Here is a 446-nt window from a genome sequence, read left to right as displayed (position 1 = left end):
TATCTGTTGTTGTCTTTCAATACCCCTAAACAACTTTTCAATAGATGGTAGCTTCGATATTTTATTTGAAACCTTATTTTGTTCTCCTAAATATTCATTCTTTGCTAGCTCGAGCCCAGCCTTATTTCGTTGTAGACTTTGTACTATTGATGAACGCATAGTTCCTATCTGTCTTGTAATATCAACTACAGCAGGGTTTTCTGTTGTTGCTGATTCTAATAATCTGTTTCTTTGTAAAACTAATTGATTATAGGAAGTAATACCGGCAAGAGCATCTTGATTATTTAAGCCCACATTATACGGTAATGTTTGAAATTGACCTTGATTTGCTACAAATCTTACTAATTCATTTGTTAATTCTAATTGCGCATCAACATCCAACTGTTTTGCTCTAGCAGCTGAAGAACTTTCCAGATCAATCTTAACTTCAGTCTCTAAATCAGTAA

The 446-nt window shown here is 33.4% G+C and carries 1 protein-coding gene; it reads right to left on the bottom strand.

All coding sequences use genetic code 11. The features are described 5' to 3' along the window. On the bottom strand, positions 1-446 hold a 446-nt coding region (locus SB725_RS30175), incomplete at both ends, for a hypothetical protein (RefSeq protein WP_410923021.1).

The organism is Pseudomonas sp. SIMBA_041 (assembly GCF_046535095.1).
GTDB classification, from domain to species: Bacteria; Pseudomonadota; Gammaproteobacteria; order Pseudomonadales; family Pseudomonadaceae; genus Aquipseudomonas; species Aquipseudomonas mucoides.
This window is presented reverse-complemented; position numbering and strand designations above follow the sequence as displayed.